Origin of the sequence: Schauerella aestuarii, assembly GCF_009866805.1 — a bacterium.
GTDB lineage: Bacteria > Pseudomonadota > Gammaproteobacteria > Burkholderiales > Burkholderiaceae_B > Schauerella > Schauerella aestuarii.
Map to the genome: position 1 here is coordinate 129,214 of NZ_SIZW01000043.1, position 20,636 is coordinate 149,849.

The 20,636-nt window shown below is 62.6% G+C and carries 20 protein-coding genes; 7 read left to right on the plus strand and 13 right to left on the minus strand.

The window, feature by feature from the left end:
- Nucleotides 1–6 precede the first annotated feature (6 nt).
- The 4 genes from EYW45_RS20055 to EYW45_RS20070 all read left to right on the plus strand — a co-directional run bounded on the left by EYW45_RS20055 (nucleotide 7) and on the right by EYW45_RS20070 (nucleotide 5,086).
- On the plus strand, nucleotides 7–1,509 hold the full coding sequence (locus tag EYW45_RS20055) for an indolepyruvate oxidoreductase subunit beta family protein (RefSeq protein ID WP_161137243.1): 1,503 nt from the start codon (nucleotides 7–9) through the stop codon (nucleotides 1,507–1,509).
- A 136-nt stretch (nucleotides 1,510–1,645) separates the two neighbouring features.
- The gene (locus tag EYW45_RS20060) at nucleotides 1,646–3,007 is read left to right on the plus strand and encodes an MFS transporter (protein ID WP_161137244.1); all 1,362 of its coding nucleotides are present in this window, start codon (nucleotides 1,646–1,648) and stop codon (nucleotides 3,005–3,007) included.
- Between the two features lie 124 nt (nucleotides 3,008–3,131).
- Complete coding sequence (locus EYW45_RS20065; protein ID WP_161137245.1) at nucleotides 3,132–4,043, plus strand: motility protein A; 912 nt, start codon at nucleotides 3,132–3,134, stop codon at nucleotides 4,041–4,043.
- Nucleotides 4,040–5,086 (plus strand): OmpA family protein, encoded by a 1,047-nt coding sequence (locus tag EYW45_RS20070; protein WP_161137246.1) that lies wholly within the window; start codon nucleotides 4,040–4,042, stop codon nucleotides 5,084–5,086. Before EYW45_RS20065 ends, EYW45_RS20070 begins: the two co-directional genes overlap by 4 nt.
- Before the next feature lie 72 nt (nucleotides 5,087–5,158).
- Here the strand turns inward: EYW45_RS20070 and EYW45_RS20075 are convergent, their stop codons facing one another.
- Nucleotides 5,159–6,070 carry a LysR family transcriptional regulator gene (locus EYW45_RS20075; protein ID WP_161137247.1) on the minus strand — a complete coding sequence of 304 codons (912 nt, stop codon included), beginning with the start codon at nucleotides 6,068–6,070 and terminating at the stop codon, nucleotides 5,159–5,161.
- Nucleotides 6,071–6,168: 98 nt separating this feature from the next.
- On the opposite strand from EYW45_RS20075, the gene EYW45_RS20080 reads away from it, so the two are divergent.
- On the plus strand, nucleotides 6,169–6,681 hold the full coding sequence (locus EYW45_RS20080; RefSeq protein ID WP_161137248.1) for a DMT family transporter: 513 nt from the start codon (nucleotides 6,169–6,171) through the stop codon (nucleotides 6,679–6,681).
- 24 nt (nucleotides 6,682–6,705) lie between these two features.
- On the opposite strand, the gene EYW45_RS20085 is transcribed toward EYW45_RS20080, so the two are convergent.
- Together EYW45_RS20085 and EYW45_RS20090 are read right to left on the minus strand one after the other, a co-directional pair.
- The gene (locus EYW45_RS20085; protein ID WP_161137249.1) at nucleotides 6,706–7,677 is read right to left on the minus strand and encodes a Bug family tripartite tricarboxylate transporter substrate binding protein; all 972 of its coding nucleotides are present in this window, start codon (nucleotides 7,675–7,677) and stop codon (nucleotides 6,706–6,708) included.
- Between the two features lie 35 nt (nucleotides 7,678–7,712).
- Nucleotides 7,713–8,429, minus strand: a complete 717-nt coding sequence (locus EYW45_RS20090) for a PIG-L deacetylase family protein (protein WP_161137250.1) — start codon at nucleotides 8,427–8,429, stop codon at nucleotides 7,713–7,715.
- 105 nt (nucleotides 8,430–8,534) lie between these two features.
- Here EYW45_RS20090 and EYW45_RS20095 point away from each other — a divergent pair, with 105 nt between their 5' ends.
- Nucleotides 8,535–9,239 carry an IclR family transcriptional regulator gene (locus tag EYW45_RS20095; protein ID WP_161137251.1) on the plus strand — a complete coding sequence of 235 codons (705 nt, stop codon included), beginning with the start codon at nucleotides 8,535–8,537 and terminating at the stop codon, nucleotides 9,237–9,239.
- A gap of 25 nt (nucleotides 9,240–9,264) precedes the next feature.
- On the opposite strand, the gene EYW45_RS20100 is transcribed toward EYW45_RS20095, so the two are convergent.
- The 8 genes from EYW45_RS20100 to EYW45_RS20135 are packed head-to-tail and all read right to left on the minus strand — an operon-like array spanning nucleotide 9,265 to nucleotide 17,023.
- Complete coding sequence (locus tag EYW45_RS20100) at nucleotides 9,265–10,239, minus strand: ABC transporter ATP-binding protein (protein WP_161137252.1); 975 nt, start codon at nucleotides 10,237–10,239, stop codon at nucleotides 9,265–9,267.
- Nucleotides 10,236–11,234, minus strand: a complete 999-nt coding sequence (locus EYW45_RS20105; protein ID WP_161137253.1) for an ABC transporter ATP-binding protein — start codon at nucleotides 11,232–11,234, stop codon at nucleotides 10,236–10,238. The genes EYW45_RS20100 and EYW45_RS20105 overlap by 4 nt, the downstream gene beginning before the upstream one ends.
- Before the next feature lie 2 nt (nucleotides 11,235–11,236).
- The gene (locus EYW45_RS20110) at nucleotides 11,237–12,103 is read right to left on the minus strand and encodes an ABC transporter permease (RefSeq protein ID WP_161137254.1); all 867 of its coding nucleotides are present in this window, start codon (nucleotides 12,101–12,103) and stop codon (nucleotides 11,237–11,239) included.
- Nucleotides 12,100–13,041 (minus strand): ABC transporter permease, encoded by a 942-nt coding sequence (locus EYW45_RS20115; protein WP_161137255.1) that lies wholly within the window; start codon nucleotides 13,039–13,041, stop codon nucleotides 12,100–12,102. The genes EYW45_RS20110 and EYW45_RS20115 overlap by 4 nt, the downstream gene beginning before the upstream one ends.
- Nucleotides 13,038–14,225, minus strand: coding sequence for an NAD(P)/FAD-dependent oxidoreductase (locus EYW45_RS20120; protein ID WP_235939165.1), 1,188 nt, complete (start codon nucleotides 14,223–14,225; stop codon nucleotides 13,038–13,040). The genes EYW45_RS20115 and EYW45_RS20120 overlap by 4 nt, the downstream gene beginning before the upstream one ends.
- Nucleotides 14,222–15,622, minus strand: coding sequence for an NAD(P)/FAD-dependent oxidoreductase (locus EYW45_RS20125; protein WP_161137256.1), 1,401 nt, complete (start codon nucleotides 15,620–15,622; stop codon nucleotides 14,222–14,224). Before EYW45_RS20125 ends, EYW45_RS20120 begins: the two co-directional genes overlap by 4 nt.
- Nucleotides 15,619–15,915 (minus strand): (2Fe-2S)-binding protein, encoded by a 297-nt coding sequence (locus EYW45_RS20130; RefSeq protein ID WP_161137257.1) that lies wholly within the window; start codon nucleotides 15,913–15,915, stop codon nucleotides 15,619–15,621. Before EYW45_RS20130 ends, EYW45_RS20125 begins: the two co-directional genes overlap by 4 nt.
- Nucleotides 15,896–17,023: an NAD(P)/FAD-dependent oxidoreductase gene (locus EYW45_RS20135; RefSeq protein ID WP_161137258.1), complete on the minus strand. Its 1,128-nt coding sequence runs from the start codon at nucleotides 17,021–17,023 to the stop codon at nucleotides 15,896–15,898. Before EYW45_RS20135 ends, EYW45_RS20130 begins: the two co-directional genes overlap by 20 nt.
- Before the next feature lie 65 nt (nucleotides 17,024–17,088).
- On the opposite strand from EYW45_RS20135, the gene EYW45_RS20140 reads away from it, so the two are divergent.
- A complete protein-coding gene (locus tag EYW45_RS20140; RefSeq protein WP_161137259.1) occupies nucleotides 17,089–18,006 on the plus strand; it encodes a LysR substrate-binding domain-containing protein in 918 nt (305 codons plus the stop codon).
- Here EYW45_RS20140 and EYW45_RS20145 read toward each other — a convergent pair.
- Nucleotides 17,993–19,561, minus strand: a complete 1,569-nt coding sequence (locus EYW45_RS20145) for an ABC transporter substrate-binding protein (RefSeq protein ID WP_161137260.1) — start codon at nucleotides 19,559–19,561, stop codon at nucleotides 17,993–17,995. The two genes, EYW45_RS20140 and EYW45_RS20145, sit on opposite strands and share 14 nt — an antisense overlap.
- A 319-nt stretch (nucleotides 19,562–19,880) precedes the next feature.
- On the minus strand, nucleotides 19,881–20,516 hold the full coding sequence (gene pagP, locus EYW45_RS20150; protein ID WP_161137261.1) for a lipid IV(A) palmitoyltransferase PagP: 636 nt from the start codon (nucleotides 20,514–20,516) through the stop codon (nucleotides 19,881–19,883).
- Nucleotides 20,517–20,636 lie beyond the last annotated feature (120 nt).

Sequence of the window (20,636 nt, forward strand, 5' to 3'; positions counted from 1 at the left end):
ACGACCATGTCTTCCGTCAAACCGATCAAGATCGCCATTCTTGCCATGGGCGGGGAAGGGGGCGGTGTGCTGGCCGACTGGATCGTCGATCTGGCGGAAAGCAACGGCTATCTGGCGCAGACCACGTCTGTGCCTGGCGTGGCGCAACGCACGGGTGCCACCATTTATTACGTCGAGATTTATCCGCGCGAGCGCGCACAGGCCGACGGTGGCGAGCCGGTATTTGCATTGATGCCGATGCCGGGCGACGTGGATATCGTGTTGGCTTCGGAACTGATGGAAGCCGGGCGCGCGGTGCAACGCGGGCTTGTCACGCCGTCACGTACGACCTTCATCGCATCCACCCATCGCGTGTATTCGATTGCCGAAAAGTCCGCCATGGGCGACGGCCGCGTCGATAGTCCGGCGCTGCTTGCGCATGCATCGCGTGCGGCCAAGCGTTTCGTGCATTTCGATATGGCCCAGGCCGCCGAGCAGGCGGGTAGTGTGATCAGCGCCATTCTTTTCGGTGCGCTCGCAGCCACCGGCACCTTGCCGTTTGGGCGCGCCGCATTCGAAGCGACCATCGAGCGTGGCGGTGTGGGCGTAAAGGCCAGTTTGCGGGCGTTCGACGCTGCGTATGCGCGTGTGGACGCGCCCGGTGTGGTGCCGCCGGCGTCGAATGTCGATCCCGCGCCGTTGCCGCGGCCTGCGCAACCGCAGTTGGCGGCACTGGTCGTGCGGGTACGCGATCTGTTTGCGGCCGACGTGCAGGCTGTGGCCATCGAAGGCGTGCGGCGGTTGATCGACTATCAGGATCCGGCCTATGCCGATCAGTATCTCGATCGGCTCGAGGCCGTGCAGCGGCAGTGCCGGGCGGATGACCCGCGGCTGTTACGCGAGACGGCGCGTCACTTGGCACTGTGGATGTCTTATGAAGACACGATCCGGGTTGCGGATCTGAAGACGCGGGCCACACGTTTCGATCGCGTGCGGCGCGAAGTCAAGGTGGCCGACGATCAATTGCTGACCATCAATGAGTACATGCATCCGCGGCTTGAAGAGATTGCGGAAACCTTGCCGGCGGCCTTGGGCCGGCGACTGCTGGCGCCCGGACTTCTGAACCGTGTGGTGGGTGCGTTCACGCGCTCCGGGCGGGTGATTCGAACCAGCTCGTTGCGCGGCTATCTCATGCTGTCGATGGTGTCGGGGATGCGGCGCTGGCGCCGGTCGACGTTGCGCCACCACGCCGAGACGCAGCGCATCGAGGGCTGGCTGGGACGCATCGCGCATCACGCGGCGGCGCATCCCGCGCTCGCCTTGGAGATCGCGCTGTGCCAGCGGCTGGTCAAGGGCTATAGCGATACGCATGCGCGGGGCGTGAAAAATTATGAGTTGCTGATGGGGATGGTGGATCGCGCACCCGGCACCTTGTCGCCTGCGGCGCTGCGTGAACTGCGCGACGCCGCACTTGCCGATGAACATGGCACCGCCTTGGCCCGAGTCATGGCGCAGTACGCGCCAGCGTGAGGGATGACGCCCGAGCCGTCATGCCAGACGCCAGCGCCACGACGGCAGACGCCAGCGCCATTACCCCTCGCGCATCACGTCTGACGAATAACCGATCACGCACGGCGCGCGCAGGCGCGATCATTCAGGCACCACGATGACATCCTCCACGACTGCTGCACCCGCTCTTGCCCCGAATGCACCCGCGCCCCATCCGGGTGCTTCGACGCCTGAATGGAGCGTGCCTGCACGCACCACGAAAACGGTGTTGTTCGTGTGCTGGCTGGCCATTCTTTTCGAGGGCTATGACGTCGGGGTCATGGGAGCGGTGCTGCCCACCATGGCCGAAGACCGCGCCTGGATGCTGTCGCCGCTGCAATTGGGCGTGTTGAGCAGTTATGCCTTGGTGGGCATGTTCTTCGGGGCGTTTTTCATCGGCACCCTGAGCGATCTGGTGGGACGGCGCGGCATGCTGTTGATGTGCGTCTCGCTCTTTTCATTGACGATGATCGGCGCCGCGTTGGCGCCTACGCCGTTCATGTTCGGCGTATTCAGGTTTATCGGCGGACTGGGGCTGGGTGGCGTGATCCCGGTGGCAGCCGCGCTCACGATCGAGTATTCGCCACCGCATCGGCGCAGCTTCAATTACGGCGTGATGTATTCCGGCTACTCGTTCGGCATCTTGAGCGCCGCGCTGTTGGCCATTTGGCTGGTGCCCCATCTGGGCTGGCGCGGCGTGATCGGTGCGGGCGTCATTCCGCTTCTGGCGGTGCCGTTCATGGCGCGCATGCTGCCCGAGTCGATGGAATATCTGATCGCCAAGGGGCGTCACAAGGAGGCTGCACGACTGGCAGCACGCTTCGGATTGAGCGGATTGAACGTGCCGCGAGCGTTGGCCGTTACGGCCGATGGCCCGCGTGCCAATTGGAAAGCGGTACTGTCGGCCATCTTCGCGCCACGCAACCTGCGCGCCACGGTGTTCTTCTGGATCGCGTTGTTCCTGGGGATGCTGCTCGTTTATGGATTGAACACCTGGTTGCCGCAGATCATGCGCAAGCTGGGTTACGACCTGGGGTCGAGCCTGCTGTTTCTTGCCGTATTCAGCCTGGCCTCGGCGATCGGTGGGCTGGCATTGGGGGCGATTGCGGACAAGGTCGGCCCGAAGCGGGCGGTGGCTGCAGCTTTTTTGCTAGGTGCCGGCGCGATTCTGGGTCTGATGCAGGGGTATTCGCTGTGGCTCAATTATGTATTCGTGGCGCTGGCCGGCATCGGCAGCATTTCGGCCTCGCTGATCTTGACGGGCTATCTGGCCGATTATTATCCGGCGCATGCGCGGGGTACGGCCACGGGCTGGGCGTTGAGCTTTGCGCGCGTAGGCGCAATGAGCGGCCCGTTGCTGGGCGGTTACATTGCTGGCATTGGGCGAGGTGCGGAGTGGAATTTCATCGTGTTCGCTATCGCCGCCGTTGTGGCCGGGGTCGCTGTAACACTCATCCCGAAGCGGCCATCCGACCTGTGAAAGCCGCGACCTGAGGCATTTATCGGCTGCTTTTCGCGGGATAGTCGATGACGCTTGCTGACTAGAATCGTGTGTCGCCGGGGCTTTTGCCCTTTGCTGCTCCCCGGCTCAGGGACACACACTCATGAACTTATCCACCGTCATCGGCATCGCCGTCGGCGCCTTGACGCTGCTGATCGCGGCCGCCTTCTCGGGCAGCCAGCCGAGCAACTACATCAACTTGCCCGGCCTGGTCATCGTGATCGGCGGCACCTGCGCCGCCTTGCTGATGGCCTATCCGCTGCATGAGATCAAGCGCATCGGCACCTTGGTGCGCACGGTGTTTCGTGACGATCGCATCGATAGCCAAAGCGATATCGACGAACTCGTTGCCATGGCGAAGCTGTGGATGAACGACGACATCCGCAAGGTGGAACGCGAGCTCGAGAAGGTATCGAACCCGTTCTTGCGCACGGGTGTGCAACTCATCATCGACCATACGCCCGAAGACCAAATCATCGATCTGCTGCAGTGGCGCATCGCCCGGCTGCGCGCGCGCGAACGTGCCGAAGCACACATGTTCCGCATCATCGCCACTTTTGCGCCCGCGTTCGGCATGCTGGGTACGCTGGTGGGATTGATCAATTTGATGACGGTGCTGGGCTCGGGCAGCATGGACACCATCGGCCACCACTTGGCGGTCGGGCTGATGACCACGTTCTACGGCATTCTGCTGGCCAACATGATCGCCAAGCCCATTGCGATCAAGCTCGAGCGCCGCACCGAACAGCGCGTGGAACGCATGAATCTGGTGCTGCAAGGCATCTCGATGATGTGCGACAAGCGCGGTCCCTCTGCAGTGCGTGCCACCTTGGAAGCCTTCATGCTGCACATCGAAGACGAAATCGATGATGGCAGCCGGGCGGCCAAACGTACGTCCGAGCCTAAGCCGGATGCGATGAGCGCTGCGGCCATGGCTGCCGCATCGCCGCGTTCCGGTGCCGCCACAGCCCGGCCCGCGGCCACCCCGGCCTACAATTTCTCGGCCCGGCGATGAGCGCGCAAGCGGCCAGCCTCGATCGGGCCGAACGCACGGGCGGCAGCCGTACGGCGCCGCCCGTCGCGACAGCGCGCCGCGCCAGCACCCTGATCGCGGCGCGCGGCTCGGGGCGGTTTGCGCGGTGGCACTTCGGTGCACCTTCTGAAGCCGAGTCGGACGAAAACTGGTTGTTGAGCTACCTTGATCTGTTCACGTTGTTGCTGGCGATGCTGGTCGTGATGCTGGGGCTGTCGCGCATGAGCAAGCCGCCATCGGCGAGCGATGATCCGGTGGCGCAAACCATGCAGGTGCCGCTGTCGGCCATGGTGGCATCCGCCGCCGGCACGCCCGCACCGGCAACGACTGCGTTGCATACGGCCTTGCCACCCATTCCCGATACGATGACGCCCGGCGGCAGTTGGGCACCGGTGCCGGATATCGATCGGCCTGGCCCGGTGGTGTGGGTGAAAGATGCCCATACGCCAAATGCAACAGTGGCTGCGACCGCATCGACGGCTGAGCATCAAGGCGCGCCGCTGGTGTCTGTCAATGCGCCTGTGGCGCCGCTCGTGGCCACGCCGCCGCCCGCCGATCCCGAACCGCCGTCATTGCAGGCGCTGGGGCTGGATAGCTTGGGCAGTTCGGTCGATGTCATCGTCAACGAAAAAACGATCAGCCTGCGCATCAGCAGCGAGTTGTTGTTTCCATCCGGTCAGGCCACGTTGGGCCCCGCAGGAACGACGGTCATCAAGTCGATCGCTGAAGCGCTGCGTCACAATCCCTACGAGGTGTCGGTGGAAGGGCACAGCGACTCGGTCACGATCCAGAACAAGCAGTTTGCTTCGAACTGGGAGCTCTCCTCGGGTCGGGCATCCAGCGTGTTGCGCGAGCTGATCAACGATGGGATTTCGAGCGATCGTCTGCGCGCAGTGGGTTACGCTCACACGCGGCCGCTGGCCAGCAACGATTCCGCCGATGGCCGTGCGGCCAATCGTCGGGTGGAATTGATCCTGGCGATTGCGCCCGGGCAAGCCGCGCCGGGTGGATTGCCGGTGCGATAAGACGCGTCATGCGTGGTGTTCGTCAGGACTGTGCCCACGCCGTGGGCTGAACGATCGCAAGGATCGTCCACATCAACGGTGGTGCAAGGCCGCGCACTGTGCAACGCGCTCACGGAGCCAGATGTGTGCCGGATCGTTATCGCGCCGGTTGTGCCAAGCCTGTTGAAACTCAAATGGCGCGAGAGGGATGGGTGGTGCGAAAGTCCGCCATCCCGCGCCTCTTTTGGATGCCGGCACGCAGCGGCTGGCCACGGTCAATATCAGATCGGTTCCTGCGATCACCTCCAACGCCGTGCTCCAGTGCGGCATCACGAGCGCCACCCGGCGCTTTGCACTGGCGGCGGCCAGAGCGGCATCGATTTCGTTCTCGCCGTCGACTCTCATCGCCACGAGTACATGCGGACGCGCAAGCCAGTCGTTGAGCGACAAGCGGCCGGTGGCCGGTAAGGTGGCGCGATCAGCCACGCTGATGAAATGTTCGTGGAACAGGGGGGCTGTGAGGATCTGTTGGGGCGGATCAATAAAAACGCCCAATGCCAGATCGAGTTCGCCGTCGATCAACTGCGCTTGCATCGCCTCCCTGCTGCCTTGCGTCACAGCCAGATCGATGCCAGGCGCATCGCGCCGCAACGCGCGCATCAACCGAGGCAGGATGATCCGTGCGCCATAGTCAGACAGCGCCAGCCGAAATCGACGCCGCGCCTGGGCAGGATCGAAACCCGGTGTGCGCAACAGCCCCCGCACGTGGTCAAGGGCGGCTTCCAATGGGCCTTCTAGCGCCTGCGCGTGCGGCGTCAGCACGAGCCCGCCATCGCGCCGCACAAGGAGGGGGTCATCGAACATACTGCGCAACTGCGCCAGGGCGTGACTGACGGCTGGCTGGCTTTTGTGCAGACGCAAGGCGGCCCGCGTGACGTGTTTTTCGGCCAACAGGGCATGCAAGGTGAGCAGCAGATTGAGATCGATCCGTCTTAAATCATCCATGGCGCGAATAGTTAGGATAAAAAATTGGAATTTCCATTATTTAAATGGATGGCTGATGATCTGGCAATCTTATTCATCGTGTTTTGGAGTGCTGATCGATGGCCGTGCCTTATTCGTTTTCAACCTTGATGCCGCTGGGGCTAGCGATGCTGGCCGGGGCGGCCGTGCCGCTTCAGGCGGGAAGTAATGCCGCTCTTGGCCGAGCGCTGGGGCATCCGCTGTGGGCCACGGTGATATCGCTGGCGGTAAGCCTGTTGGTCGTCCTGCCCCTGATCTTGGCCCTGCGCGTGCCCGTGCCGGAGATTGGACGTCTCGTGCAAGGGCCGTGGTGGCTTTGGGTCGGCGGGATCGCCGGGGTGATCTACGTGACGGCGGCATTGGTGCTGCTGCCCCGGCTGGGTGCGACCACCTTCATCGTGTGCGTGGTGATCGGGCAGGTGGTGTGCGCGATGCTGATCGATCACGTGGGTTTGATGGGGCTGCCCGTCAAAGCCATCACGCCATTGCGCGTGATGGGCGCCCTCCTGGTGGTTGCAGGGATGCTGGTCATACAGGGGGCGAGCGCTGGACCCCCCGTGCCGTCGCCGGCACCTACCGCGTCAGACGGCTAGTGCGGTTGAGCATGAGGCCCAAAATTACTCGATCGTGATGTGCTGGGCTGCGATGAGCTTCGTCCATTTGTCGGTGTCCACGTCGACGAGCTGCGCCAATCCTTCAGGCGAAGATGAGACCAGTTCGATGCCTTGCGGATCCAATTTTTCCACGAGTGCCCGATCCGCCAACGCCGTCTTGACCGCCCGGTTGAGGGTGTCGACGATTTCCGGCGGGGTGCCTGCCTTGGCAAACAAGCCGTACCACGTGGTGTATTCCATCTTCGGTAGGCCCGCATTGGCGATAACCGGTATGGACGCCGTCATATCGCTCTTGCTGGGAGCGGACATGCCGATGGCCTTGATGGTGCCGTTATCAATCATGCTTTTGAGTGACGGCATGCTGCTGAACAAGGCGTGGATCGTGCCGGGTACCAGATCGGTAACGGCCTGCGACGTACCGCGATACGGCACATGCACCACGTCGACGCCCGCCTGGCTTTTGAACATTTCCATGCCGAGGTGCGCCACGCCGCCCGTTCCTGCGGAACCGAAGTTGACTTGGCCGGGATGGGCTTTCGCATAGGCGATGAAGTCCTTGATGTTGTCGGCGGGAATCGTCTTCGATATCACGAGCACATGCGGGCTCGACGTCAGTTGGCTGATCGGCGTCAGCACCCGCTTGAGGTCGAGATCCTTGGTGGCGGGATGCGGAATAGTCATGTTGCCCGAAGCCGGCATGAACAAGGTGTAGCCGTCGGCCGGTGCGCCAAGGACTTGGTTGAGCGCCGGTACGCCATGGCCGCCGCCCAGGTTGACGATCACCATCGGTTGCCCGAGTTCCTTATCGAGCACGCGGGCAATTTCCCGGCCGACGATATCGGCGGGGCCGCCTGCAGCAAATGGAATGACGAGTTTGATCGGGCGCGTGGGATACGGCTCGGCGGCCGCACTTTGCACCGAGAACCCGGCAAGCAGGATGGCGGCTGTGGCATAACGAAGGAAATGCGTTTTCATGATGTTGTCTCCTCGGTCTTTCTTATGGGTAATGCTTAAACCAATGACGATCGCACTGCCGGGAAAATGCTCTGAAAGGCTTCTCCGTAAACGGCCGCGCTTTGCCCGCGCCGGCCTGCCTGGGCACCCCGTTGCAGGGCGACGCGTTCGTAGTACGCCCACAGGTTCTTCTGAGTGGGCATCGCCTGCATGGCTTGTTTTTTGGTGTCCCACACATCGCTGATATCGAGCATGACGTTGGGTTTGAAGTCGCAAAGCTCCGGCTGGTGCGGCTCGAACGACATCACTTGCGCAGGCGACGCGATATCGGCGCCGTGACCGGGGGCGAGCGCCATCATGCGCGCCCCGAGCACCATGTTGAAGGTGCGGCAATGGTCCAGGTTCGATGGGTCGCGCTCAGGATGGGTCAGGATGGTGGCCGGCTTGATGCGCCTGATCGCCTGTGCGATCCGTTGAACCGTCGCCGTCGATTCGGGCAACGGGTAGTCGCCAAGATCCAGAAAGTCGACGTGCGCGGCGCCAAGAAGGGTAGCGGCCGTTTCGGCTTCTGCGCGACGGCATGCCTTGACCTCCTCGCGGCTGGGCGCGGGTGCGGCCGACCATGCAGCGTTCGATTCGCCGTTCTCGCCGAAGCTCAGGCAAACCACATGTACTGGAATGCCTTGTTTGGCATGCAGGGCGATCGCGCCGCCGCACCGCCAGACAAAGTCCCCGACGTGGGCGGTCACGACTAAAAGTGATGTGCCGGTCATTGTCTTCCTCGTTTCTGTTTACGCTCGAACGCCCACTATATCGAGTGAAATGGCGTTGTACTCTGTACAGTGGCGAGTTCGAAGCGGGTAGATGGGAAGGCAGATATGAGTAACGATGGCGTGATCGCCGTGGAGCGGGCACTGAGCGTGTTGGACTGCTTTTCACCCCAACGTCCAAGCCTTTCGCTGGCCGAACTGGCGGCCTTGTCGCCGCTGCACAAGACGACGATATTCCGGCTGTTGAACTCGCTGATGCGTGCGGGCTATGTAGTGCGCAATCAAGAGGGCATTTATTCGCTCGGGCCCCGGGTGCTGTACCTGGGGCGGGTGTATGAGCGGGGGTTCAAACTCGCCGAAGTCGTGATGCCGGTGCTGACGGCACTCATGCAAGAAACGGGAGAAAGCGCGTCGTACTACACGCCGCAAAAGGACGGTTCCCGCTTATGCCTGTTTCGATCGCAGCCTTATGAGGGACTGCATAGTCAGGTGCTGGCGGGCAGTGTGATGCCGCCCGATCAGTCGTCCACTGGCCGCGTGTTCAAGATCTGGGATCAACTGGCCAAGCGAGGGAAGGATCCCTTGCCGTTCTTCTCCAGCGGCGTGCGCGATCCATACAGCGCGTCGTGGTCGATACCGATCTTCGGCAATGAAGATCGCTTCGTCGCGGCCTTGACGCTGGCCGGCCTGGCCGCTCGTATTCATACGCTGGACGCGCCTCGCATGACGTTGCTGTTGCGCAATGCCGCGCGAGATCTGTCGGAGCGATTGGGCGCGTCGCGCGAAGCGCTGGCGTTGATCTACGAGGGATGAGGCCTTGCCCGAGAGGCAAGCGGTGTCACCCTTCGCCGATCGGGTGATAGCACGCACACGCGCGGCTGGGCGGCATGGCTGCCAACGGTGGCAGTGTTGCCTTGCAATCGTCACGCACGCGGGAGCAGCGCGGGTGGAAGGTGCAGCCGCTGGGCAAATGCGTTGGCGCCGGAATTTCGCCCACGATCTTTTCCAGTGTGATGCGCGCCGAGGGATCGGGCACAGGTGAGGAGTCGCGCAGCATGCGACTGTAAGGATGGTGTGGCCGATCCAGAATGTCGCGCGTGGGACCGGTCTCGATGATGCGTCCCAGATACATCACGCACACCGTATCGCAGAAGTGCCGCACCACGCCCAGATCGTGCGAGACGAACACGAACGATAGTCCCCGTTCTTCCTTCAATCGCTGGAGGAGTTGCAGGATCTGCGCCTGCACCGACACGTCCAATGCCGACACGGGCTCATCGGCGATGATCAATTCGGGGTCGAGCACCAAAGCGCGGGCAATGCCGATGCGCTGGCGCTGTCCGCCGGAGAACTCATGCGGATAACGATCCAGTGCCGTCGCGGGCAAGCCGACTTCGAGGATCGTCTTCGTGACCTTCGCTTCGATCTGCGCCGCGTTGCCCAACCCGTGTACCACCAACGGTTCGGCGAGCGTTTGACGCACAGTGCGGCGCGGGTTCAGCGATGCGTAGGGATCCTGGAACACGATCTGTATGCGCTGGCGCAATTTGCGCAGCTCGGCGGAGGTCGCCTTTCGCAGATCCTTGCCTTCGAAAACAATCTCGCCTTCATCAGGTTCGATCAAGCGCAACAGCGTGCGTGCGACGGTGGATTTGCCGCAACCGGATTCGCCAACCAATCCGATCGACTCGCCACGGCCCACACTGAACGAGACGTCATTGACGGCACGCACGATCTGTTTCTCACCCCCTAGCCAACCACCGCCGCTCTCAAAGCGTTTGACCAGATGTCGGACTTCAAGCAGGGCGCTCATGCGGTTTCTCTCAAGTGTTCGGCGCGCACGATGCAACGCACTTGATGTTCACTGCCGGGCAATGCCTCAAGCATGGGATGGGTTTCCAGACAGCGATCCTCGCGCAAGGCGCAGCGCGACGCATAGGCACAACCGGCCGGCATACTGGTGAGTGGCGGGACGCGGCCGGGAATGGGGTCCAGATGGCTCGTGTCGATATCCACGCGCGGCATGGCGCGCAGCAGGGCCTCTGTATACGGATGCGTAGGGCGGGCGAACAGGGCGCCGGCATCAGCCAGCTCGACGACTTCACCGGCGTACATCACGGCCACGCGATCGGCGATCTGCGCAACCACGCCGAGGTTGTGGGTGATGAACACGACGGCCATGCCATGTGCCGTTTTCAAGTCGTCCAGCAGCGTCAGGATCTGCGCCTGAATCGTCACGTCAAGCGCTGTCGTGGGCTCGTCGGCCAGCAGCACCTTCGGCTTGCACGCCAGCGCCATTGCAATCATCACGCGCTGCCGCATACCGCCGGAAAACTGATGCGGATAATCATCGAAACGCTTGGCCGCTGCGGGTATCTTGACTTCATTCAAGGCGTCCAAGGCCAGCGCTCGAGCCTCCCGCCACGAAACGCGCCGGTGCTGGCGAATGGCCTCCGCGATCTGGTCGCCGATGGTCATGGTGGGATTCAACGACGTCATGGGCTCCTGAAAGATCATCGCGATCGCGTCGCCGCGCAGATTGGCCATCGCTTTCTCGGGGATGTTGCTGATCTCCATACCGTCGAGCCACACCGATCCGGCGCCGTGACGCGCACCGCTGGCGGGCAAAAGACGCAGCACGGAAAGCGCCGTCACGCTTTTGCCGCTGCCCGATTCGCCCACGATCGCCAGGGTTTCGTTTGGATGAACGGTAAGTGAGACGCCGCGTACCGCTGCATGCCATTGGCCGCCGATACGAAACTCGGTGCGCAAGTCGCGCAGCTCGAGCACAGGTTGCGTTGCATTCATGGTTACTCCGAGCGCAGTTTGGGGTCGATGGCGTCGCGCAGGGCGTCGCCCAGCAGGTTCAACGCCAGCACCGTGATCAAGATCGCCAGGCTTGGGAACACCGTCAGCCACCAGGCGTCGAGGATGTTCTCGAACCCTTCCCGGATCATGCTGCCCCACGTTGCGGTGGGGGGCGGCACGCCCAATCCGATAAAGCTCAACGAGGCTTCGGTACGAATCGCCGAGGCCATCCACAATGAGCCGAGCACCACGACATCGGAGATCATGTTCGGCAGGATGTGCACCCGCATCAGGCGCATGGGGCCGAAGCCGAGTGCGCGGCCGGCTTCAACGAAGTCGCGTTGCTTGAGCGTGATGGTTGGCGCACGGGCGACGCGCACGAAGGGTGCAATCTCCGTGATGGCGATGGCAATGATCAGGTTCTCAAGGCTGGCCCCCAGCGTTGCCGCGATCATCAGGCCCAGCAGCAAAGTCGGAAATGAGAGCAGCACATCGACGAGCCCCATGATGAGCTGGTCCAGCAGGCCGCCCACATAACCGGCCAGAATGCCGAGGGCCGAGCCGATGGTCATCGCAATCATGATGGCGCCGAAGCCGACGAAGAGCGAGATGCGCGCGCCGTAGATCAGGCGCGAAAGAACATCTCGGCCGTAGCTGTCCGTTCCCAGCCAGAAGGTTTCCGATGGTGGCTCCAATCGATAGGCGATGTTCTGTTGCAACGGATCGTGCGGCGCCAGCCAGGGCGCGAAGATCGCGGCCAGTACGATGACGGCCAGCAGGCCGAGCCCGATCCAGGACAGTCGATTCTTGCGCAGTGCCAGCCATAGGGCATTGGGTCGTGCGGCGGGGGTCAAGGCGACAGCGCTCATTTGTATTTCACCCGTGGATCGACGAGGCCGTAAACCAGGTCGGTGAGGAGGTTGACGACGATCACGCAAGCGGCGAAGACGATCATCAGCCCCTGCAGCAGGCTGTAGTCGCGCGCGTTCAATGCACCGAGGATCAATTTTCCAAGCCCTGGGCGGTTGAACACGATTTCGGTGAGCACCGAGTTGCCGATCAGCGTTCCGAAGTAGAGGCCGACGACGGTGACGATGGGAATGAGCGCGTTGCGCAACCCATGCCGCAAGATCAATCGCATGGGTCGGACGCCTTTGGCGCGGGCGGTGCGCACATAGTCTTCGCCCATGACGCCCAGCATCGATGAGCGTGTGACGCGCATGACGTAGGCCATCATGATCAGCCCCAGATTGAAGGCCGGGAGCGCCAGGCCCCGCAGCTGCGCGAGCCAGTCGCCTTGTGCGGTCGAACCGATGACCGGGAACCACCGCAGTTGGATGGCAAAAACGAGCAGCATCAGAATGGCCGAAACGAAGGCGGGAAAAGACAGACCGGTCAACGACAAAAGGCGCCCGATGTAGTCCGGCCAGGCGTTGCGCCGCAACGCGGCCCAGATGCCCAACGGCAAACCGAACGTCACACCGATCAGCATGGCGGCCAAGGTGAGCTGGATGGTCCAGGGCAATACCAGCGACACCTCCTGCAAGACCGTCCGTCCGCTCGACATGGAAATGCCGAAGTTACCCGTGACGATGTCACGCAGAAAGTGCAGATACTGCACGTAGACGGGCGCATCCAGCCCGAGTTTCGTGCGCAATGCCGCCAGCGCCTCGGCGCTGGCCTGGTCGCCCAGCATCACCGCCGCAGGGTCTCCCGGAACGAGACGAACGAGAATGAAGACTGCGGTCAGCATGGCGAGCAATGTCGGCAACGCCAGCAACAGTCGCTTGATGGTGTAACGCATCATGCTGTGGACTCCTTGACGGAGATGAGAGGGGGCTGTCCGGATAAGGGCGGCAACGTCATTTCCATGGACGCGCCCATCAGTCGCGCGGCCTGAAGATTCTGGATCGGGCGCGCGGTGTGGCCGTCAACGATCAGGTCGGCTAGCGCCGCGCCGACTACCGGCACGAGTTGAAAGCCATGGCCGGAAAACCCGAATGCGTGAAACACGCCGGGTGCGTTGGGCGATGGGCCGACGATGGGCAGCATGTCTTCGGTCTTGGCTTCGAGCCCGGCCCACACCCGAACGATGCGAATATCCCGCACGTCGGGAAACAGATCCACGGCCGCATGTGCGCCTTTGGACAAGACGCGCATGCGTGCCGTCGACGCCCCGCGATCGAGATTGGGCGTGCCCTGCAAGCCGCCGCCGATCACCAGGGTGCCCTGGTCGGATTGCTTGAATGAAAGCGATCGGCCCATGATCGATACGACTGGTTTGATGAACGGCGCCAGCCGCTCGGTCACCATCATCATCGACGACTTGGTGTCCAGTGGAATCTCGTCGCCCACCATTGCGGCGATCCGGGCCGACCAGGCGCCGGCCGCATTGATGACCGCCGCTGCCGTCCAGCGCCGCTCGCCAGCAACGACGCACCAGTCGCCACCTTGCCGTTCGATGGCGGTCACGCCGCATTGCTCCTGGATCGTCACCCCAGCGGCCTCTGCTGCGCGCCGAAACGCGCGTAACGTGCGATGGGGGTCCGCCGCGCCATCGCTGCGAGCGATGGAGGCGCCCACGCAGTGTCCACTCAGCGCAGGCAGCAGTCGCTTGAGCTCATCTGGCCCAATCATTTCTTCATGCGTATAGCCAGCGCCCCGCAACGCGTCAACTTTGGCAGTCAACTTGGCCAACGACGCCGGACTTTCCGCAACGCAGATCTGCCCATTGGCATGAAAGCCGCACGTATCGCCCACGAGCGCTTCGATGTCGTGCCACATTGCCATCGATTCCAGAGACAGATCGAGTTCGCCGCGATCCCGATTCAATGTGCGCACGCCGGCTGCCGAGGCGCCGGATGCGTGTCTGCCGACCCAGGAGCGCTCCAGAACAAGTACGCGTTGCCCCGCGCGCGCCAAACGCAGCGCCGCTGAAAGCCCATGCAAGCCGCCACCGATCGCGATGACGTCGAATCCCGTGCGCATCATGATTTCGGCTCCTCGATGTCGAGCGTCGCCAGCTCACCCAGGGTGAGCGGTTTGAGGGGCGGGCGGATGCGATAGAAGCCCACCTCGGCGACCGGCCTTTGCTGGGTTCGCGCGATGATGTGGGCTATCGTGTAGCCGCACTGACGTCCCTGGCAAGGGCCCATGCCGGCCCGCGTGAACGACTTGATCTGATTGGGACCGGGACGTCCGATCAGGGCCGCCCGCCGGATGTCTCCGGCGGTGAGTTCCTCGCAGCGACAGACGACGGTGTCGTCGCTGGGATCGAAGGTGCTGGGACGCGGCGGGTACATCGCATCCAGCAGTGGGCGACTCGACAGGGCCGAAGTCAACTGGCGGCGCAGGTGACTTGCCGCCTGCTCAGCTGCCGCGTCATCCAGTACGCCGGCACGACGTGCGGCACCGATGGCGGCAAGTTCGCCGCTCATGCAAGCCGCCGTGGCGCCGCCGATACCCGCGCCGTCGCCTGCTACGAAAATACCGGCCTCCGACGTTTCCCCCCATCGATCGACATCCGGGGCGAGGCACTGCTGCGCCTCCCGCCACGAGTGTTTGCATCCGATGGTTTGCGTGATGTGGATGGAGGGTACGACCCCTTCGTGTACCAGCACCAACGTGGCGGGAACCGTCACTGTGGCGCCATCGGCCGACGTGTAGGTCAGGCTGTTCACACGACCGGCGCCTGCGACCGAAAATCGATCTACGCCGGGTGCAATGGGTATGGCGGCACGACGCAATTGCCGCAACCATGTCCAACCTTTCAGCAGGTCTCGCCAGGCGGGTAGCGCTTGCAGCAGGTGCGGCAGGCCACGCCGCAAGCTATCGCGGGGCGAGGTGTCGAGCCAGCCTGCAATGGTGCCGCCTGCTTGCAGCAGCTGCACCATGTAAAGCAGCGGCAGCGGGCCGCTGCCCACCACCCACACCGGGTTGGCGGGAACCTGTTGCGACGTCTTGAGCAGAATTTGTGCGGCACCCACCGTCATGACGCCCGGCAGGGTCCAGCCCGGAAACGGCGCCGGGCGTTCCTGCGCGCCAGTCGCCAGCACGACGCTTTGCGCCTGCACGACCTCGGCCGCGTTGTTCCTGCTGAGATACACCTGCCAGCCAGGCTCGATCTGCCAGACCTGACTGCCCGGTTCATAGACTGCGCCGCACGCGCGAAAGGCATCAGCGATGGCGGCACCGGAACGATACTGGTCGCCCAGCAGTGCACCGGTGGGCGTTGCCGCGACCTGCTCCACGGCGCGCCACACCTGCCCGCCCGGTGCGGGTTGCTCGTCGAGCACCAGCACGCTTTGACCGAGTTGCCGGGCACGAATGGCGGCGCTCATGCCGGCCGGGCCCGCGCCCAGAATCAAGAGATCGAAGGATCGGCTCATGCCACCACCTTGCGTTTATCGTACTGGCGCGCCACGCGCATGCCATCGCGCACAGTCACCAGACAGGTTTGCGTGGATGCCACGCCGTCGACGATCGCCAGGCAGTCGAAACACACGCCCATCATGCAATAGGGCGCACGTGGACTCTGCGCGACCGGCGTATTGCGTGCCACGGGATTCTGCTGGCGCACCAGCACCGCCGCAACGCTTTCGCCGGGCTCGGCAACGACCGGCACACCGTCGATCGTCAGGGTCAGCGCCTGCGCGCTCGATTCATTCAGCTTGCGAAACATGAAACCGCCTGTGATGAAAGAAATTGAATGCAGAGGGCAATGCGCCATCGACGATCGCTGCAGCCACGGGGCCGGCGTGGATCGGCGCCAGCGTGACGCCGGAATGGCAGAGGGCGATGAAGGCACCCGGATGGGTGGCGGATTGTGCATACACCGGCGCGCCATCGGGGGTCATGATGCGCAGCGCCGACCATTGCCGAACCCACCTGACTTCCGACAGTGCCGGCAGCACACGCAAGGCTTTGCGGCTCATCTGCGCCGCAGCGGCGGTGGTGGTGTTCATATCCAGACCGACGTTTTCCTGCGTGACGCCGATCATCACCGTGCCTTCGCCGGTTTGGCGCAAGCCGCTGGCGGGGTAGGGCAGCAAGGGCGCGAGGCGCTCGGTGACAAGCAGTTGCCCGCGTTGCGGCCGTATCGGCACGTCCAGGCCGACCATGGCGCCCAAGGCCGGCGAGCCGAGTCCGGCGGCAATGACAACTTTGGCACTGCGCCAGATCCGGGTGCCGGCCTGGACGCTGAAACCGTTGCGCGATTCAGGTGTGATACGCGACACAGGGGCGCCATGAACGAGGGTTCCCCCACCGGCCACCAACGCGCCCTGCAACGCGCGCAAGAGTTTCAGCGGGTTGATCTGGCCGTCACGGTGGCAGAAGCTGGCACCTGATACATCGGGTCCCAGCGTGGCGTCGGGCATCAGTTGCATCAGTGCGCTTCGCTCGATCATTTCCGTGCAGGGGCTGATATTTGGGAGTTGCGCCTGCCATGTCGCGACACGTTCGGCGCGTGCCGCCATTTGGGCCTCGCCCAGACAGAACTGGAGTCCGCCGCGTTGTTCGAATTGCAGATCGACACCGCTCTGCGCTTGCAATGCGGCGGCAAAGTCTGGCCAACGATCGGCCGCGTCGTGGGATAAGGCCTGATAGTCCGGCTTGCCGTAGCCCTTGCCTTGCACCCACAGCAGGCCGAAGTTGGCACGGGCGGCGCGAAAGTCGCCGTCGCCGCCGTCCAGTGCCAGTACGCGTTGGCCCAGACGTGTCAGGCCCAGCGCGATGGCGGCGCCCATGACGCCGGCGCCACAGACGATCACGTCGTAGTCGTCATTCATCACGCGGACTTCTCCCGTGCGCCGATCTGCGTTAATCTCGGCCGCCGACCTCGTGGGACCCCAGCATGAAACGCCCCTTGAATTTGCGTCAGATCGAAGCCTTCAAGGCTGTCATCGAACATGGCTCCGTCAGCCGCGCCGCCCAGTCGCTGTTCGTGTCGCAGCCCGCGGTAAGCAAGCTGTTGACGCACCTGGAAGAAGAAACGGGCCTGTCGCTGTTCGATCGCACGCGCGGCAAGCTTCTGCCCACGTATCACAGCAAGCTGCTCTATGAATCCATCGAGCGTGTTTTTTCGGGTCTGCAGCAGATCGAACAATCGGTTGATGCCATTCGCCGCGACGAGCAGCGATCGCTGCGCGTGGGCGTCATGCCTGCGCTTTCCGGTTCGTTCATCCGCCGAGTGACGACGCGTTTTCTCGAGCAGCATCCCGGTGTCCGCGTGTCGATCGAAACGCGTGGATCCCGCTTCGTCGCCGACTGGTTGGTGGCGCGCAAGATCGATGTGGGGCTGATCGTGCATGAGATGTATGGGGCCAACGTCAATGGGGAACGTTTGGTGCAATCGCCGTTGGTTTGCGCCATGCATCCCAACCATGCGCTCGCCAACAAGCGCGTGATCCGACCGCGCGATCTGGACGGCGTACCCTTTGTCGCGTTCAGTCCGGAAAGCCAGTCCTATCAACTGACGACCGCCGCTTTTCATGCCGCCGGCGCGCACCTGAATGTGGTGCTCGACTGCTCGACCGCGCCCGGCGTGTGCGAATTCGTGGCCGACGGCCTCGGCGTTTCGCTGATTCATCCGCTGTTTGCTCATGGTATGCAGGCGCGCCTGAAGCTGCGCCGTTTCGACCCGGAATTGCTGTTCGACTTCTATATCTGCCGCAGTCAGGCCGTGCGCAACTCCGCGCTCACCGAGGCGTTTATCGCCCAGGCGCGTGACGTCGCCACGGAACTGTGTTTCGGCAGTCTTAAGGGGCAGTGACGGTCGTGTTCTCGGTAATCGGCGGTGCAAGGTTCAGTGCGCCCTGCAGGTCATAGCCGTACTTGACGCGAGGGGCATGCACCCACACCTGCTTGAGTCCGAAGAGCGGTACGGCGCAGACGTCGTTGTGAATGCTGGTCTGCGCGTCTTTCCAAAGTGCCAGTTGCTTGTTCGCATCCGGTTCGGTGCGAGCGGCTCGAATTGCGTTATCGGCGATGGCGCAGTGTGAAAAGTTCGACATCGCCGTCGGCGCGTCTACTGCAGAGGCCGAATCGAAGAACTCGTTGAGCCAGTTATCGGCATCCGGATAACGTGCGGCACCATAGAACACCAACGCACTGACGTCTTTGCGGCTTTGCGCCTGATACGTCGCGTGGTCCACCACTTCCAGATTCAACTTGATGCCGGCCTTCGCCAACTGCGACTGCACGATCTCCATGATCGGCTGCTGTGCTGAGATGTTCGAAACGATCGATTTGATCTCGATGCCGCTTGGAAAGCCGGCCTCGGTCAGCAGTTTCTTGGCACCCGCTACGTCGTATCGGTACTCGCCAGCCGAGCAATCGACGCCGAGATAACCGTTGGGCACAACGGAACAGGTCTTGGCTGCGACATCCGCGCCCACGTAGCGCACGATCTCGTCGACGTTGATCGACATGGCAAGTGCCTGCCGGACCTTGATGTTGTCCAGCGGCTTGATGTTGCGGTTGACGTGCAGCACGCGGAATTCCGAAGGCTCGAAGATGTCCACGGCCATGTCGCGCTTGCGCGCCCGTTCAACCCAGCGTTGCTCGCGCTTGCCCTGCATCAGGTCGATCTCGCTCGAGGCGAACGCCAGGTCGCGGGCGCTGTCGGACGGAATCATGCGGTACACAATCGCGCCGATTTTGGGTTGACCGCGAAAGTATTGATCGTTGGCCGCGAGCTTTACGTACTGCTGCGTGACGTGCTCCGCCAGCTTGAACGGGCCCGTGCCCACGGGCGCGTTGCCGAACTTGTCGCCCAATGCCTCCGCTGCCTTCTTGCTCACGATGTTGCCGCCGTGGTAATTCGACACTCGGCCGAGAAAAGCGGCATCCGGATATTTCAGGGTGAAGCGAACCGTCAAGGGATCGACGGCTTCAACCTTCTCGATCATCGAGAAAGCGCCGGCAAAGCTGGATCGTTTGGGATCGGCCGCACGCTGGATGGAATACACCACGTCGTCTGCGGTGACGGTGCCATTGTCTCCATGGAACTTCACGTTCGGTCGCAGGAAGAAGGTCCATTGCTTTTTGTCGGCGCTGGCCTCCCATCGTTCGGCAAGATCGGCCTCCAGCTTGGCGGGGTCGGCGCTCCCCGGCGGAAACCGCACCAATCCGTTGAACAGCATTTGCGCCACGCTTTTGTCTGCCGTGGAGGTCGCGCGATGCGGATCGAGGGTCGCAATATCGCTGGCGTTGGAGCTGACACGAATTTCCTGCCGGGCCGCGGATTGCGCGTGCGCAAGGCTGCTGAAACCGGAGGCAGCGCCCAGCACTGCGAGCGTTATGGCAGATAAAAGTCGACGTGTCATGGTGTTCCCTGATCGGTGAGTCATGGATGGATGACGGTCACACTAGTGGTCAGGCGAACATGCTGTCAAAGTCCGTTTTATACGTCTCGTATTCTGCAGGGTTATAACTTTGCCGCGTGGCGATGCGTTTGGCAGGGGACATTCGCCAGGCCTCAGGGTAACTACCGGCTCAAATTAACTGCCGGGTTGACAGGGCTTAGCTCAGAAAAATATCGAGATGGGTCGAAAGGCAGGCCGCGTCGACGGGCAACGTGTGGGTGCCATAGGTGACGATGATCCACTTGAATCGACATGCCCGACTGGCACTGATGCGCCGAATTCAAAACGTGTATTTGCCAAAAATGAACGCCACGTTGCCGTTGCCTTTCTTGCCCGGAACATACGCGCCGAACAATGTCGCTTTTTTATAGCCGGCGGACACGAGCGGCAGGATTCCGGGAAACGGCACGTAGCTCATGATGTCGCGTCGTGCAGTCATGAATACCGTGAAGCCGGCACCGAGTCGCGTGTTTTCCGTGGGCCGCGCGATGCTTTGATAGCCATAGCCCGCCATGGGCTGCCAGTCGTCATGCGAATCCTTGAACGCCATCGCATAAAGACCATGCCAGTCGCCGTCTTCGTCGTAAAGGCCTTTGCCGAAGCCGCCGCCCCATGACGTTTCGTTGAACTCACGCACCTTGCTGCGCGAGTACGCCCATCGGTTATGCCACGCGTAGCCTGTTAGGTAGAGCTCGTTGTCGCCCTGCGTCCAGACCTGGCTGACGCGATCGCTCGCCTGGTTGTACCAGCCGGCCACCACGCTCTGGGCCTGGCTGGATGGGCTGGCGGCAAAGCCTGCTGCGAGCAGCAGGCCGGTGGCAACTGAGCGAAACCGCAAGCGCGCAGCACGCTCGGCAACGGCGCCTCGGGATGAAAGCGTGCGCTCAGCGACGAGAGTAGGAGGAGCAAAAAACATGGCCAAAAAGCGGGCAAACCCGAAGAGAATTCATGAATGTGTGATAACACGCAGCACGAATTGTTCCTGCTTTTCAATGAATTGGTGCAGGCCTTACCTCTGGTTTGCCGCTATCGATCG